The sequence below is a fragment of the Actinoplanes sichuanensis genome, assembly GCF_033097365.1.
Taxonomy (GTDB): domain Bacteria; phylum Actinomycetota; class Actinomycetes; order Mycobacteriales; family Micromonosporaceae; genus Actinoplanes; species Actinoplanes sichuanensis.
This window is the reverse complement of sequence record NZ_AP028461.1, coordinates 1,371,938-1,385,596: the sequence shown is the minus strand read 5'-3', so window position 1 is coordinate 1,385,596 and position 13,659 is coordinate 1,371,938. Positions and strand designations below refer to the sequence as shown.

At 70.6% G+C, this 13,659-nt stretch carries 12 protein-coding genes; 4 read left to right on the top strand and 8 right to left on the bottom strand.

The window, feature by feature from the left end; genetic code table 11:
• Together Q0Z83_RS06005 and Q0Z83_RS06000 are read right to left on the bottom strand one after the other, a co-directional pair.
• Window positions 1-765 carry a S1 family peptidase gene (locus tag Q0Z83_RS06005; protein ID WP_317792785.1) on the bottom strand — a complete coding sequence of 255 codons (765 nt, stop codon included), beginning with the start codon at window positions 763-765 and terminating at the stop codon, window positions 1-3.
• 67 nt (window positions 766-832) lie between these two features.
• A complete protein-coding gene (locus Q0Z83_RS06000; RefSeq protein WP_317792784.1) occupies window positions 833-1,195 on the bottom strand; it encodes a VOC family protein in 363 nt (120 codons plus the stop codon).
• 41 nt (window positions 1,196-1,236) lie between these two features.
• Here Q0Z83_RS06000 and Q0Z83_RS05995 point away from each other — a divergent pair, with 41 nt between their 5' ends.
• Window positions 1,237-2,304 (top strand): helix-turn-helix transcriptional regulator, encoded by a 1,068-nt coding sequence (locus Q0Z83_RS05995; protein ID WP_317792783.1) that lies wholly within the window; start codon window positions 1,237-1,239, stop codon window positions 2,302-2,304.
• Here Q0Z83_RS05995 and Q0Z83_RS05990 read toward each other — a convergent pair.
• From Q0Z83_RS05990 to Q0Z83_RS05980, 3 genes are read right to left on the bottom strand one after another with little or no spacing between them, the layout of a single operon-like run.
• Window positions 2,235-3,629 (bottom strand): sensor domain-containing phosphodiesterase, encoded by a 1,395-nt coding sequence (locus Q0Z83_RS05990; RefSeq protein ID WP_317792782.1) that lies wholly within the window; start codon window positions 3,627-3,629, stop codon window positions 2,235-2,237. The genes Q0Z83_RS05995 and Q0Z83_RS05990 overlap by 70 nt on opposite strands.
• Before the next feature lie 56 nt (window positions 3,630-3,685).
• Window positions 3,686-5,131, bottom strand: coding sequence for a HEAT repeat domain-containing protein (locus tag Q0Z83_RS05985; RefSeq protein ID WP_317792781.1), 1,446 nt, complete (start codon window positions 5,129-5,131; stop codon window positions 3,686-3,688).
• Between the two features lie 49 nt (window positions 5,132-5,180).
• Window positions 5,181-7,151, bottom strand: a complete 1,971-nt coding sequence (locus Q0Z83_RS05980; RefSeq protein WP_396349883.1) for a cellulase family glycosylhydrolase — start codon at window positions 7,149-7,151, stop codon at window positions 5,181-5,183.
• Window positions 7,152-7,364: 213 nt separating this feature from the next.
• Between Q0Z83_RS05980 and Q0Z83_RS05975 the strand changes: the two genes are divergently transcribed.
• Window positions 7,365-7,517, top strand: a complete 153-nt coding sequence (locus Q0Z83_RS05975; RefSeq protein ID WP_317792780.1) for a hypothetical protein — start codon at window positions 7,365-7,367, stop codon at window positions 7,515-7,517.
• Complete coding sequence (locus tag Q0Z83_RS05970; RefSeq protein ID WP_317792779.1) at window positions 7,514-8,071, top strand: nucleoside/nucleotide kinase family protein; 558 nt, start codon at window positions 7,514-7,516, stop codon at window positions 8,069-8,071. Before Q0Z83_RS05975 ends, Q0Z83_RS05970 begins: the two co-directional genes overlap by 4 nt.
• On the opposite strand, the gene Q0Z83_RS05965 is transcribed toward Q0Z83_RS05970, so the two are convergent.
• Window positions 8,052-9,206, bottom strand: coding sequence for a serine hydrolase domain-containing protein (locus Q0Z83_RS05965; RefSeq protein ID WP_317792778.1), 1,155 nt, complete (start codon window positions 9,204-9,206; stop codon window positions 8,052-8,054). The two genes, Q0Z83_RS05970 and Q0Z83_RS05965, sit on opposite strands and share 20 nt — an antisense overlap.
• A complete protein-coding gene (locus Q0Z83_RS05960; RefSeq protein ID WP_317792777.1) occupies window positions 9,206-11,305 on the bottom strand; it encodes an MMPL family transporter in 2,100 nt (699 codons plus the stop codon). Before Q0Z83_RS05960 ends, Q0Z83_RS05965 begins: the two co-directional genes overlap by 1 nt.
• A gap of 107 nt (window positions 11,306-11,412) precedes the next feature.
• Between Q0Z83_RS05960 and Q0Z83_RS05955 the strand changes: the two genes are divergently transcribed.
• The gene (locus tag Q0Z83_RS05955; protein WP_317792776.1) at window positions 11,413-12,156 is read left to right on the top strand and encodes a hypothetical protein; all 744 of its coding nucleotides are present in this window, start codon (window positions 11,413-11,415) and stop codon (window positions 12,154-12,156) included.
• Here the strand turns inward: Q0Z83_RS05955 and Q0Z83_RS05950 are convergent.
• Window positions 12,140-13,582, bottom strand: coding sequence for a glycoside hydrolase family 76 protein (locus tag Q0Z83_RS05950; protein WP_317792775.1), 1,443 nt, complete (start codon window positions 13,580-13,582; stop codon window positions 12,140-12,142). The genes Q0Z83_RS05955 and Q0Z83_RS05950 overlap by 17 nt on opposite strands.
• Between the last annotated feature and the right edge of the window lie 77 nt (window positions 13,583-13,659).

Here is a 13,659-nt window from a genome sequence, read left to right as displayed (position 1 = left end):
TCAGCGGCCGGTGGTGTCGCGGATCCAGCCGGCGAGGTTGTCGGTACGCGCCGGGATCTCGATGTCGGTGTGCGGACAGCTCGGGCCGTCACTCACGACCGCCACCAGTTGGGGTGCGTGTCCGCGGGACTCGCGGAAGAACGGGCCACCGGAGTCGTACGGGCACGGGGTGGTGTCGGGGTTCGGTGCCTTGCCGCGGACGCCCAGAGTCGCGTCGGACACCGACTCCACCACCAGTTGCCCGGTCTGGAGATGTGTCACAGGGGTGGCGTTGGCACTGGTCAGCGAGCCGTAGCCGGTGAGTCGCAGCACCTCGCCGACCTTCGGGGCACGGCGGCTGACGGCCAGCGGCCGGATGTCGGTGATGGGCTCGGCGAGGCGGGCGAGGGCGACGTCGGCGGTGGCCGACTGCTTGACCTCGACGATCTCCAGTTCGTGACCGCCGGGGCTGGTGATCAGGTCGGTGCGGCCGACGGTCGCGACGGTCGAGGCGGCGACCGGGCGTTCGACCCGGACGCCGTTCTCGTCGCGGAAGCAGTGCCCGGCGGTGATCACCCACTCACGGGCGATCAGGGCGCCCGAGCAGGCACTGTTACGGGTTCCGCCGCCGAGGACCGGGATGCCGGTCATGGTCAGCTTGACGGAGAACGAGTATCTGCCCTCCTGCACCGGTTCGCCGTTGGCGATCGCCTCGGCCGGCGAGGCCGCGGCGAGCGTGATACCCGCCGCGGCCACCGCCGTGAACATCATTCGTCTTTGTCGCACTTACTGTCCTCCTCGATGCGAATGTCCTCTTTGGAAATAGACGCGAGAGGAGGCGAGAAAGTTGGGTCTATACCGACGCGGAGATGCAGAACGGGTGGCCGGCCGGATCGAGCAGGACCCGCCAGCGGTCCGGTTGCGGCTGGTGGTCCGGTTTGGTGGCGCCGATCCCGAGGATCGCCGCCTCGCCGGTCTCCAGGTCGTCCACGCCCAGCTCCAGGTGCGCCTGCTTGGGCACGTCGGCGCTGGGCCAGGTCGGTGGTAGATACTTCTCCACCTTCACGAACCCGATGCCGTTGCCGGGTCCGCCCAGGTAGACGAACTCGTCACTGGTGTAGCTGATCTCCATGCCGAGCAGCTTGACGTAGAAGTCGGCCAGCGCGACCGGGTCGTCGCAGTCGAGCGAGAAGCCGACGTAACGGGCGAGTGCCATGGTGATGCTCCTTTTCCTCGTCACCGACGACCCTGCCAGGCATGACTGACATCCTGTGGCAGTCTTTGGAAATGCGCGCCAGTCGTCTGCTGTCCGTGGTCCTCCTGCTGCAGGACCGCGGGCGGCTCACCGCCCAGCAGATCGCCGACGAGCTGGGCGTCTCGGTACGCACCGTGTACCGCGACGTCGAAGCCCTGGGTACCGCGGGCGTGCCGGTCTACGCCGAACTCGGCGCCAACGGCGGATATCAGCTGGTCGACGGCTACCGGACCCGACTGACCGGCCTGACCCCGCAGGAGGCCGGCACGATCTTCCTGGCCGGAGTGCCGGACGCCGCCGCCGAACTCGGCCTGGGCGCGGTGCTGACCACCGCCGAGCTGAAACTGCGCGCCGCACTGCCGGCCCGGCTGGCCCGGCACGTCGACGAGGTCCGCGACCGCTTCCACCTCGATCCGGCCGGCTGGTTCCGGGAGACCGAGACCCACCCGCACCTGGCCGCCCTGGCCGCCGCGGTGTGGAACCGGCGACGGGCCCGGATGCGCTACCAGCGCTGGCGGGAGCCCCGCGAGGTGGACCGGGACATCGAACCGCTCGGCATCGTCCTGAAGGCGGGTGTCTGGTATTTCGTGGCCCGGGTCGGCGACGACCTGCGGACCTACCGGGTCGCGACGATCCTCGACCTGACCGTGTTCGACGAGACGTTCGAGCGCCCCGACGGCTTCGACCTGGCCGCGACCTGGTCCGCATGGGCCGTCGATTTCGAGCGCCGTCTGCACCGGGCCGAGGCCGTGGTCCGCCTCTCCCCCGCCGGACTGACCCGGATCCCGTACCTGATGACCAGGGCGATGGCCCGCAACGTCCGCGACGCGGTCGGCGACCCCGACCCGGACGGCTGGACCACGGTGACCCTGCCCATCGAGTCGGTGCGACACGCCCACGCCGACTTCCTGCGCCTCGGCGAGGACATCGAGGTCCTGTCCCCACCCGAACTACGCGACCTGATGCGGGCCAGCATCACCGCGATGACACGCCTCTACTCTCAGGCGGCCACGGAGGTCACCGGCGGCGTCAGCTCCATCAGCGGCTCGACGGCGGGGCGGGCCAGGTAGTAGCCCTGCGCGTGGCAGATCTGGTTCTCGGTGAGGGCGGCCAGTTCGCCGGGGGTCTCCACGCCCTCGGCGATCACCACCATGCCCAGCGAGACGGCGAAGTTGGCCATCGCACCGATCAGCGCGAACCGGGCCGGGTCCACGTCGTTGTCGGCGATGATGCTGCGGTCCAGCTTGATGATGTCCGGGCGCAGCCGCAGGATGTGCTGCATCGAGGCGTAACCGGCGCCCGCGTCGTCGACGGCCAGCCGGGCCCCGAGCGCGCGGATCCGGTCCAGCACGTCGCCGACCACGCCGTAGTCGTCGATGGCGGTGTGCTCGGTCACCTCGACCACGATCCGGCGGGCCTGGTCGCCGAGGCCGGACAGCAGGTCGAGCAGCCGCGGGTCGGTGAGCGTCTGGGCGGACAGGTTGATCGACAGGTAGCCGTGTGCCGGCAGTTCCGGCAGGCGGCGACAGGCCAGATCGATGGCGTGCAGCTCCAGGTCGATGCCGAGCCCGACCTCCCAGGCCTCGGCGAACCACAGGTCGGGGGTGCGCTTGGGCTCGGCGTTGAACCGGGCGAGCGCCTCCATCCCGGCGATCCGCTGCCCGTCGATGTCGACGATCGGCTGGAGCACCACGTACATCGCCTCGGGGTCGTCGAGGGCCTGCTCGATCCGGGCGCGGGCTTCGGCGTACCGCCGCTGCTTCTCGTCCTGAGCGATCTGGGCGACCTTCTCCACCGTGACGTCGGCGGTGAAACCGCGATAGCCGACGGTACGGCCGGTCTCGTCGAACATCGGCGCGACGGTGGTGCTCAGGTGCCGGACCGACCCGTCGGTGTGCCGGGTCTCGGTGGCCAGCTCCTGCCGGCCGCCCGGGTCGACCTTGGGCCGGGCCGACGCCCCGTCGCTGATCAGCTCGCACACGACCCGGCCGATGACCTCCGACGGCTGGTGACCCAGCATCGCGTGCACACCGTGGCTGGAGTAGGTGATCCGCATGTCGGCGTCGGTCTGCCAGATCCAGCCGTGTGCGTTGTCGACGGTGTCCTGGAACGCCTGGACCGCCTCGCGCTCGCGGGTGGTGAGCATCCGCTCGAACCGCACCAGACGGCGGGTGACGACCACCGCGTACGGCAGCCCGGCCAGCCCGACCATGCCGAGCCACTCGTCGGGTTCCGGGAACTCGCCGGCGCTGACCGCGTCGATCCAGTCCCACACGTACGAGACCAGGGCGATCGCCATGGTCACGGCGAGCACGACGACGGCGGACGAGACGACACGACGAGAGTTGAGAATCTCCTCGGTCGCCACCTGGCGGGCCTGTGCCTGGTCAGTCACATTCTGAACGTCGGCACCGCAGGGTCGGGGTTGAGGAACCCGTCGATGATCAGACTTCAGAGGCCGGCCCGGCGCAGCAGTTCCGCCATGGTCTCGACGGGTAGTCCCGGATTACCGGCTGCCGCCCGGGCGACCCGTTCGTCCGGATCGTCGAGCATCGCCACCAGCACCGTGGCGGGCATCCGCCGATGAGCGGCGGCACTGCGGCGGACGTTGCCGTCCGGGTCGGCGGCCGACGTCGAGAGGATGTCGGCGGGCAGTGCGGGATCGCGGAAGCCGAACACCCGCATCCGCGGGTCGGGGTCGGTGGCGAACCGGCGCAGCGTCTCCGGCTGGTACGGGTAGCGGCCGGTGGGCCGGCGTGCGCGGGCCCGCGCGGGCGGCCGGTAGGCGCGTTCGATGCGTTCGGCGGTGGCCTCGTCGACCCGGTGCGGCGCGTGTTCGACGACGGCCTCGGCGACCCTCGGTTCCTCGTCGGCGAGCAGCCGGTCCACCACCGCCGGTGGCAGGCTTGCGGCGGCCGCGGCGACGGCGAGCCGGAAGGAGGTGTACGGCGAACCGGCGTGCCGCATCGGGTCGGCGGTGACCCACGGCAACGGCAGCCGGTCGAACCGGGCGACGGTCGCGCGGTCCTCGACGAGCTGCTTGAACGCGAGGTCGTCCCACTCCCCCAGATCGTCCGGATCCGGATCGTCGACCGCGACGACCAGGGACGGGCTCCTGCCGCGCACCTCGTCGTGGATCAGCGCGCGCAGCGGCTCCGGGGTGTCCTCCCGGGCGAACACGGCGACCTGCACCGTCGTGCTGTCGTCGGAGGCCAGCCGGTCCCGCATGTCGGCGGGCAGGCCGGGGTGCCGGGCCAGCTCGCGGCGCACGGCGTAGTCACGATCCTCGGCGAGGCGGGCCGCCGACTCCGTGGTCAACGTCAGGTGGCGTACCACGCCGGCCCGGGTCGCCGGATCGGCGAGCAGGGTCGGCACCAGGTCGGCCGGCACCTCGGGGTGGTAGGTGAAGCACGCGGCTGCCCGTACCGCCTCGTCCCGGTCGGTGAGCAGGCGCCGCCGCACCGCTTCCGGAAGGTCGGTCCAGCCTCGGGCCAGGGCTCGCCGGACCTCCGGGTCCGGGTCGTCGGCGAGCCGGGCCCGCAGGTCCGGCGGCAGGGACCGGTTTTCGGCGAGGCGCACCCGGACCTCCTGATCCGGATCGGCCGCGAGGATCTCGAACACGGCACGGTCCGGCGGCCCGGACGCGGCACACGCTCGCACCGTCTGATCCGGGTGCCCGGCGAGCCGAAGCCGGACCGGTGAGGCGACGCTGCCGTCGACGGCCAGGGCGGTCAGGAACCAGACCCAGCCGGTCGCGAGCATCTCCTCGACCACCTCATCGGTCAGGTCGGCGCGGAGGGCGAGCCTGGAGCCACCGCGCCACCGGATCATCCGGCGCAGCAGGTCGCGGGGCAGGGCCGGGTTGCCCGCCAGACCGTCGAGTACCGCATCGAGCATGGCGGTCAGCGTAGAGGCGGTGACCAAGCATCGATCACCGCCTCTCGGCTCAGGACAGGGTGCAGGTGATCGGGGCCGGGGTGGTGGCGGTGCCGGTGCCGACGAAACCGAACGTGGTGGACGCTCCGGCCGCCAGGGCGCCGTTGTGGGCGGCGTTGCGGACGGTCACCGCGGGGGTGCCGACCACGCCGTTCCACAGCGAGCCGATCGTGGTGCCGGCCGGGTAGGTCCAGTTCACCGTCCAGGCGCTGCCCGCGGCGGTGCCGGTGTTGCGTACCGTCACCTCGCCCTGGAAACCACCGGACCAGGAGGTGGTGGTCTTGTAGGTGGCGGTGCAGCCCTGGTCGCCGCCGCCCCCGCCGGCGCTGGTGGTGACGCTGCGACCGGCCGACGCCGCGCCGACGTTCCCGGCCGCGTCGCGGGCCCGGACGCTGAAGATGTACGCCGTGGAGGCGGCCAGCCCGGTGGCGGTGTAGGAGGTGGCCGACACGGTCGCCACCACGGTCCCGTTGCGGAGCACGTCGTAGGCGGTCACGCCGACGTTGTCGGTGGCCGCGGTCCAGCTCAGGGCCACACTGTTCGCGGTGATCGTCCCGGCGGTGGGCTGCCCGGGCGCGCCCGGAGCGGTCGTGTCGCCGTCCGACCCGCCGTCGCCGTAGCGCTGACCGAGGCTGATCCCGGTGGTGCTGCCGTCCCCGCCGAGCGGCACCTGGTGGTCGAGGCCGACGAATTTGCCGCCGTGCTGCCACAGGGCCGGTTTGAGCAGCGCGTACTTCTGCTCGTCCCAGGTCTTCCAGTCGTCGAGCAGCAGGCCGCCGGTGTCGCCGGAGTTGGGATTGAGCACCCAGAACGTCTGGTGCAGCTGGTTCTCCACGATCAGGTCACGCAGCGCGGTCATCCACTTGTCCTGGCGGGCGTCCTGGCCGAGCCGGCCGCCCCATTCGCCGATCAGCAGCGGGGCGGTGCCGTTCTCGTGCAGGTAGAACCAGTTCGGTCGCCACACGTCGTCGGTGAGGCTGGCCTTGTCGAACGGCTTGTCGAACCACGGCTGGTTGAAGACCAGCGGCCCGTAGTCGTGCGGCGAGTAGACGAGCTGGTCCTGGTGGGCGCCCAGGTTGATCGGATGCTGCTTGGCGCCGCGCAGGTTGCCGCCCCACCAGTTGTAGTAGTAGTTGGGCGACAGGTCGGGGTCGGTGTTCGGGGAGTTCCAGGTCTCGCCCTCGCGCGGGTAGACCTCGTTGCCCTCGACGAGGATCAGCACCTCGGGGTTGATCGCGAGGATCCGCTTGGCGGCGGTCTCGGCGGTGTTCTTCCAGTTGTCGACGTCCGTCGAGTCGTCCCACTTGGCGCGGACGGTGTCGTTCGGGGTGCCGTGCGGCTCGTTCTTGAGGTCGAAGGCGACGACCGTGTCGTTGTTCTTCCAGCGGGTGGCCGCCCACTCCCAGCCCTGGTAGTACATCTCCGGGGTGACCGTGCCCTTGTACCAGACCGGGTGTACGTGACCGGAGTTGTCGGCTTCGGCCGAGTGCACGTCGAGCAGCACCTTGATGCCGTTGCGCTCGCACAGCTGCAGCCAGTATTCGAAGATCTGCAGGCTGTTCATGCCGGTGAGCTCGGGGTTGGCGTAGGTGTTGACGTTGGGGGCGGTCGCCTGCCCGGCCTTCCATTCGAGCAGCAGCTGGGTGGAGATCGGCACCCGGACGAGGTTGATGCCGCGCTGCGCCATCGAGGCGGTGAGCTGGGTGATGTTGGCTGACCAGAGCCCGTGGAACACCCGTTCCGTGGCGTTGAAGCCGAACCAGTTGGTTCCGGTCAGCCAGACCGGGTTGCCGGCCGAATCGACGATCTTGTTACCGGAGACGTGCAGCCAGTCGGTGGCGGGCGCGGCCGCGGCGGACACACCGGGCGCCGCGTTCACGGCCGTGACGGCCCCACCGGTCACCGCCAGCGCCATCCCGAGGACGGCGGAGGCGATGCGTTTGCGTCTTGCACTCACTCGAACTCCCTGGGGGACGGGCATGATCACAATCTGGGAGCGCTCCCATAGACAGTATTTAATCTCCGCGTAACTTGAACAAGACCTTTCCCCGATCCGGTTGGACACGGTCGACGTCGCCGCCGCCGACCCGATCCCGCGAGCGCTTTTCCGCCGCGGACCTCCGAAGATCAAGGTGCAGGTCACCCGGACTGCGATGATCACCGGTGAACCGGCACCGAACCGACCGTCGCAAGAATGAGGACGGCAGGGCCCCGGGCACCCGACGCCCTGGTGGACGAGCCGGCCCGGCGGTATACCGGAGTCCCGTACGAGCGAGGCACCGACCGGCAGGAGGCGACCCGGGTGGTTCTGCGGATCACCGCCGAGCGAATGGTGTTCACCGGATGAACGAGGTGTTCGAGGAGGCCGCCGCCCGGGTGGTGGCGTGGGCGGCGGGCCGGCCGGCTCGGGCCGGGAGCCGGCGGGTGCTGGCGGTGGAGGGCCGGTCCGGGGCGGGCAAGACGACGCTCGCACGGGCGGTGGCGGCCCGGCTCGGAGCGCCGCTGATCCACATGGACGATCTGTACGCCGGATGGGACGGGCTGCAACAGGGCGTCACCGCGCTGCACGACTGGGTGCTGGTGCCGCTGGCCGAGGACCGCCCCGCGGTGTGGCGGCGCTGGGACTGGGCGGCCGGCGCTTACGCCGAGGAGCATCCGGTGCCGGACGCCGCATGGCTGGTCGTCGAGGGAGTCGGGGCAGGCGGGCGCGTGCTCCGCCCGTACATCTGCGGGTTGATCTGGGTCGACAGCCCCACGGTGATCCGTAAGCGGCGCGCCCTGGATCGGGATGGGCAGACCTATGCCCCGCATTGGGCCCGATGGGCCCGGCACGAGGACGCGTTCTACGCGGCCGAGCAGGTCCGTGAGAACGCGGATCTGATCATCGAGAACGCTCCTTAGCCTCGAGAGCGCACTCCTGCACGACCCGGGCCAATGCGCCGGACTCGTCACGGTCGGACACGACGTTGCGACGGGTGTATCCGAACGCTGTTCCGGTTCGCGGGTCGGCGAATCCCCAGCAGCCGCCTCCACCGTCGTGCCCGAACGTGCGCGCGGAAAGGTAGGGCCGTTCCTCTCCCGGTAGCTGGAAGCCCAGACCGAACCGGCTGGGTCGGCCCATGACGAGATCATGACCGGTGGAATGGATCTGTGCCCATTCGACGGCGGTCGCCCTCGTGATGACGGGTGACTGCACGCCGACCGGGTCGAGGCAGCTCGCATAGAGGAGGGCCAGACCGCGAGCGCTGGCGGTCCCGCCGGATGAGGCCGGCCCGGCCGCCCGGAACTCGCGACTGTTGTGCACCTGGATCGGATCGGCGACCGGCACGGCAGAGGCGACGCCTCTCAGGCTTCCAGCGGTCAGGCGGTCGTCGGAACCTGATGCGGGCGGGGTGATCAGCGGTACGAAACGATGATCCAACGCCTCCGGCAGACCGACGAAGAGATCGATGCCGCGAGGCCTTCGGATGCGCGTGTCGTAGAAGGCCTGCAAGGTCTGGCCGGTGATCCGGTACACCAGTTCCCCGACCAGAGCGCCGATGGTGAACCCGTGGTAGCCGTGTGCGCTGCCCGGCCGCCAGTACGGCCGCTGCAGCGCGAGTCGAGCGGCCAAGAGTCGGTCGTCGTAAAGGTCGACGAGCCGGAACCCCTCCTCTAACCCGACGAGCCCCGCTTGGTGAGACAGAAGTTGGCGAACCGTCGTGTCGGCCTTACCTTCGGCGACGAACTCGGGCCAGTAGGTTCCGACAGTCCGGTCCAGATCCAACTCGCCGGCTTGTGCCAGAACAGCGGCGCAGACGTAGGCCGCACCCTTGGTGCACGACGCGATCGGCAGCAGCGAGTCCGCGTCCATACCCGCACCACACCAAAGATCGACAACCCGGATCCCGCTGGAGTACACAGCGATCTGCGCGGCGTAGTCGGGGTTCGAAGCCGGCAACTCCGCGAAGGCTGTGGCGACCGCTTCGTAACCGCGTGCAACCGCTCCGCGAACGACCCCGGCCCCATTCGCCACGCCTTCGAGTCTGTCAGTCATCAGTGGTCCGCCCTTTCCGGGACGCGCGCCGCCGGAGCCAGGCCCGGTCGCCACCAGTTCCAGCGGCCGAGCAGGGACATCGTCGCCGGGAGCAGCAGGCCGCGCACCACCGTGACGTCCAGCAGAACCGCCACGGCCATTCCGACGCCGATCTCCTTCACCGCGACCAGGTCGCCGAGGACGAAGCCGAGGAAGACGATGCCGATCGCCAGGGCGGCCGTGGTGATCACCGGACCGGCGGCGGTCACCCCGGCCAGTACGGCACGGTCGTTGGCCGCGGCGTCGGTGGCCGTACGCCGGTCCCATTCCTCTTTGATCCGGGCCAGCAGGAACACCTCGTAGTCCATCGACAGCCCGAACGCGAAGACGAACAGCAGCAGCGGCGTCGTCAGGTCGAGGGCACCCCACGGTTCGAACCCCAGCACGCCGGCACCCCAGCCCCACTGGAACACCGCGACCAGCACCCCCATGGTCGCCAGCAGCGTCAGCAAGTTCATCGCGATCGCCTTGACCGGCACGACCACCGAGCGGGTGAGGGCGAACAGCAGTGCACCGGTGGCCAGCACGATGACCGCCAGGGCGACGGGCAGGCGCTCGGCCACCGAGCGTTTCGCGTCGGTCAGCTCCGCCGCGGGACCGGCCACCAGCACCGGGGCGGGCCCGTCGAGTGCCCGCAGGTCGGCCACCAGCTGCTGGGCGGGCCGGCCGTCCGACGTGCCGTCGGGCACCACGTCGGCGACGGTCACCCCGGCCGGCACGTCCGGCCGCACGTACACGTCGGACACGCCCGGCAACTGTTTCATGGTGTCGACCAGCTGCTTGACGTCCGGCCGGTCGGAACCCGCCTCGACCACGACGGTCAACGGCTGTTTCGGCGGGTCGGCGAACTTCTCCAGGGTCGCCTCATACGCCTGCCGGGCCTCGCTGGTCGCGGGCAGCACACGGACGTCGGAGTTGCCGAACTCCACGAACAGCAGCGGAGTGCCCAGCGCGAGCAGACCGGCGACCACGGCGAGCGCCACCGGGCCGGCCCGGCGCTGAGCCAGACCGGCCAGCCGCACGAGAAGGCCGGGGCCCCGCAACCGACCGTGCGCCGGGATGCGCCGGTGAGCGACCGCGATCAGCGCGGGTAGGAGCGTCATCCCGGCCGCCGTCGCCAGCACGACGACAAGTGCTCCGCCCAGCGCCATCGCGGCCAGCACCGGGTCGCCGAAGGCGAACAACCCGGCCAGCGCCACCGCGACCGCCGAGCCGGACACCAGCACCGCCCGGCCGGCGGTGGCCACCGTACGCTCGATGAGCTCGGCCGTCGGCGCGCGCGGATCGGCGGCCCGCTCCTGCTGGAACCGGGTGATCATCAGCAGGCTGTAGTCGACCGCCAGGCCGATGCCGAGCAGGGTCACCACGTTGACGGTGTAGTCGCTGACCGGCAGCAGGCGGGCCAGGCCGGTCAGTGCCAGTAGCGTGGCGGTGACCGCGCCGACCGCGGCAGCCAACGGCAGCAGGCCGACCACCAGCCCGCCCAGCAGCAGGATCAGCAGGATCGCAACGCAGATCAGGGCGACCGATTCACCGACGGCGGCGTCCCGGACGGCCTGCTCCCCGAACTCGCGCTCGGCCGGCAGCCCGCCACCGATCAGGATCTCGGGAGCGTCGATGCGGCGCAGGGCGGCGCTCACCCGGTCGGCGGTGCGCAACGCCTCGTCGTCACTCAGGCCCGCCGCCAACTCCACCGTGATCAGGGAGCTGTGGTTGTCGGTGGAGATCTGCCGGGTCCCGGTGGTGTAGGAGTCCTCGACCTCGGCGACGCCGGGGATCTCGCGGATCTCGTACGCGATCCGGCTGACGCTTTGGACGAGCGCGATGGCGCCGACGTCGCGACCGGAGATCACCGCGACCACCCGTTCGCCCTCGGGTGACAGCGTGTCCAGACGGGCCTGCGCGACGGCCGCCGGTGCGCCCGCGGGCAGGGAGTCGATCGACTGCGTGCGGTCGTAGACGGATCCGCCCAACACCGCGCCGGCCACCGCGACCGCCAGCCACACGATGATGACGATGCGACGCCAGGCATGAATGGTTCGACCCAGCCCAGCCGGCATGACGGCCTCCTGACCGGCGCCGGAAGGCAGCCCCGGCACATTCGATCATCGCGGCCGGACGGTACGCAACCATGTGGACGGTGGCGGGCACGCCGCATACTCCGGGCATGCGGTGGTGGCGGCGGGCGGAGTGCCCGGTACGGGCGGAGGAGCAGGAGTGGATCGACCGGTCCCTGGACTGGATGGTGGCCGAGTTCGGTACCGAACGGCTATGCGCCGATGTGGTCCTGCCGACCGACGACTACTTTCCCGGCACGTATCGGGGCACGCGGGAGGACGTCGGGTCGGTTCTCGCCCGGCTCTGCGCCCACATGGGGATCGACCGCGCCCGCATCGACCTCGAACACGACGAGGCCGATGATCCCGGGTTGTCGGCGCACGTGCCTCTCACCATGGCCGGGACGGATGCGGCCGGGCATCACCGGGTGCGTGACGGCCGGTCGGTCATCGGCATCCGTGACGACCTGGCGGCCCGTCCGACGGCGCTGGTGGCGACCATCGCGCACGAGCTGGGTCACGTCCTGCTGCTGGCCGACGGGCGGATCTCCGGCCGGCGGCCGGATCATGAGCCGCTGACCGATCTGCTGACCGTCTTCTTCGGCCTGGGCATCTTCGCCGCCAACGCCGCGTTCGAACACTCCCGCGACGTCGGCGGCGCCTACGGCTACACCCGGACGAGCCGTCTGGGCTACCTGACCGAGCCGATGTACGGCTACGGGCTGGCCCGGTACGCGTGGCTGCGTGGTGAGCGGGACCCGGGATGGTCCCGCCACCTGGACACCAATCCACGCACGTTCCTCAGACGTGGCCTTCGACACCTGACCTCTACTCCCGTCACGGGGCCGCGTTGAGCAGGTCCAGGACGCTGTGCTGGCAACTGTGGTTGGTGGCGACGTAGGGGCCGGCCCAGTGGCTGCCGTACTGGTCGAGGGTGTCGCGGTTGTGGGCGTACACACTGTCGGCCTGCCGTTGCAGGTAGGCCGTGTAGGCACCGCCGGTGGCCGCGTTGAGCACCCCGAGACCGCGGACGGCCGCGCCCTTGAACGAGACGCCGTCACCGGCGCAGGTGTTGCTCTCGTTGGGTTCGCGCATGATCCCGTTCGCGTTGAGGTAGGTGCTGGCGGTCAGCGCGTCACCGATCCGCCGGGCGGTGGCCAGCGCGCCCGAATCGCCGGTCAGCTGGTTCAACCGGACCAGGGCGTTGATCAACACGCCCTGGTTGTAGGTCCACGTCACGTCGCCGTTGTTGCGGCAGGTGCTCAGGTTGACACCGTCGTTGACCAGGTTCCCTGCGTTGATCATGCCGGTGCTCTGGAACCACGCCCAGCCGACCTGGGCCCGCTGTCGGTAGGCGGTGTCGCCGGGGATCCGGCGGGACAGTTCGGCGTTCAACTGGATGTAGAGGCTGTTGGCGATGGCGTTCTTGACGGTGCGGTCGGTGCGCCAGTAGATCCCGCCGCCGCAGCGGGTGTCCCAGTGGGTGTGCATGTGGTCGGCGTCCGCACGGGCCGTCTCCAGGTAGCGGCTCTCGCCGGTCAGGTCGTACGCGGCCACCCAGGCCAGACCCCACCAGCCGGTGTCGTCGAGGTACTCGTTGCGGAATCGACCCTGACGGCTGTCGAGGTTGCGGTCGTAGGTCTCGCTGATCGCGTACCGGTAGCTCGGCATGCCACTGACCCGGATGCTGTCGATCAGGGCGGTGAGCGCATTGGCGCCGGTCCACCATCCGTTGGTGTCGAACAGGCCGGTGGTGCGGTCGAAGCGCATCATCAGCGCGGTCGAGGCGGCGGTGCGCCGGTTCCCGGCGTTCCAGGTGGTACGGGCCCAGGCCGTGCAGGCGATCTCCGGCCGGTCGCCGGCCTTGCCGCAGGCCCGCAGCGCGCCGACGCCCCGGCCGGCCCAGTCGTCGACGTTGACCATGCCGGTACGCCATCCGGTGCCGCCCGCCGGGACCCGGGTCTCGCTGACGCGGCTGCCGTCCGGCCAGCTGCGGCCGCCGTCCATCGAGCGGTCCAGCCACACCTCGTCGCCGGTGGTTCCGCCGCTGATCGAGGCCCAGCCCATCGCGTCGGTGTCGTTGATGTGCAGGCGGAAGGTCCGCCCGTACAGGGACGCGGTGACCGGGACGCGCTCGGTCGGCGCGAGTGCCGGGTCTCGGCCGTCGCAGTAGCGGTTGCAGATGACGGCGGCGGCCACGGCCGGGGAGGCGTTCGGGACCGGTGCCGCCGTGGCGACCGCGATCAGGGCGAGGCCGGCGGCGAGTCGACGCTTCGTCATACCTGTTAACAAACCTGAAAAATAGCCGAGCGTCAATACTTGCCCGGCACTCTGCGGGCGGCGCCGAGCAGGTGATC

Coding starts and splice junctions, on each gene's coding strand:
- Q0Z83_RS05980 (WP_396349883.1), bottom strand. CDS start 7,151: ATGCCCGTCCCCCAGGGAGTTCGAGTGAGTGCAAGACGCAAACGCATC.
- Q0Z83_RS05950 (WP_317792775.1), bottom strand. CDS start 13,582: ATGACGAAGCGTCGACTCGCCGCCGGCCTCGCCCTGATCGCGGTCGCC.
- Q0Z83_RS05995 (WP_317792783.1), top strand. CDS start 1,237: ATGACTGACATCCTGTGGCAGTCTTTGGAAATGCGCGCCAGTCGTCTG.
- Q0Z83_RS05975 (WP_317792780.1), top strand. CDS start 7,365: ATGAGGACGGCAGGGCCCCGGGCACCCGACGCCCTGGTGGACGAGCCG.
- Q0Z83_RS05955 (WP_317792776.1), top strand. CDS start 11,413: ATGCGGTGGTGGCGGCGGGCGGAGTGCCCGGTACGGGCGGAGGAGCAG.
- Q0Z83_RS05965 (WP_317792778.1), bottom strand. CDS start 9,206: ATGACTGACAGACTCGAAGGCGTGGCGAATGGGGCCGGGGTCGTTCGC.
- Q0Z83_RS05985 (WP_317792781.1), bottom strand. CDS start 5,131: ATGCTCGATGCGGTACTCGACGGTCTGGCGGGCAACCCGGCCCTGCCC.
- Q0Z83_RS06000 (WP_317792784.1), bottom strand. CDS start 1,195: ATGGCACTCGCCCGTTACGTCGGCTTCTCGCTCGACTGCGACGACCCG.
- Q0Z83_RS05960 (WP_317792777.1), bottom strand. CDS start 11,305: ATGCCGGCTGGGCTGGGTCGAACCATTCATGCCTGGCGTCGCATCGTC.
- Q0Z83_RS05970 (WP_317792779.1), top strand. CDS start 7,514: ATGAACGAGGTGTTCGAGGAGGCCGCCGCCCGGGTGGTGGCGTGGGCG.